1 protein-coding gene is annotated in these 825 nt (G+C 69.6%); it reads right to left on the bottom strand.

Features of this window, described 5'->3' with window-relative positions:
• Window positions 1-825: polysaccharide deacetylase family protein (locus ODJ79_RS46630; RefSeq protein WP_263030192.1), on the bottom strand; the 825-nt coding region annotated here is incomplete at both ends.

Raw genomic sequence — 825 nt, 5'->3', positions numbered from 1 at the left:
ACGTGGCCGCCGCCGGCCGCGGCCAGCCAGTAGATCGAGCCGCCCTGGAAGTGGTGGTACCAGCCGCCGCCGGCCCCGGTCATCTCGTCGGTCGTCGGGAACTTCAGCACGGAGCTCACCGTGCCCATCGCCTTGTACTTGGCGAGGATGGCGCCCCAGACGTAGTGCGCCCCGGTGGCCGGCGAGTAGTAGATCCGTCCTTTCTGGAACCACTGCACGGCGGTGCCGGCCGTGGTCGCGGTGAGCTCACCGGTGGTGGCGGCGCCGAAGGCCGAGCTCCGGCCGCCCGCGGCGAGGTACTTGGCCCGGATCGCGGTGCGGGTCACCGCCTGCCAGGGGCTCACGAAGCCGTACCCCATGCCCTTGAGCTTGTCGATGATCCGCTGCAGGTTGCCCGGGTCGGTGGACGGGATCGACACGTGCATCACGATGATCGCGCCGGGCACGGTGTACTTGTCGATCCGGCTGCTCACCGTCGCCCAGTCGGCGCCCTTGTAGCCCGTCGTGTCAAAGGTCCAGTCCGCGTTGATGTAGTAGCCGCGCAGGGCCAGATCCCGATTGAGACCCGCGTCGAGGTACCCGGAGCGGTACGGCGCCCGGAACCAGCCCGCCGAGGCGACGCCGGCCGCGCGGAACGCCGCCTCGGCCTTGTCGAGCTGCGCCCAGCGTTGCGCCTGGGTCAGCGTCAGAAAGTCCGGGTGGCTATAGCTGTGATTGAAGATCTTGTGGCCCTGGGCGGCGACGTTCTTCGCTTCGGCGGGGTTCTGCTGGGCGAACCGCCCGGTCATCCCGAAGCCGCCGGTGATGCCGTTGGCGGCGAACACC

It is taken from the genome of Actinoplanes sp. KI2, assembly GCF_025630775.1.
In the GTDB taxonomy this organism is placed as follows: domain Bacteria; phylum Actinomycetota; class Actinomycetes; order Mycobacteriales; family Micromonosporaceae; genus Actinoplanes.
Note: the sequence above shows the minus strand (reverse complement) of the source record. Positions and strands in the feature narration are given on the sequence as shown.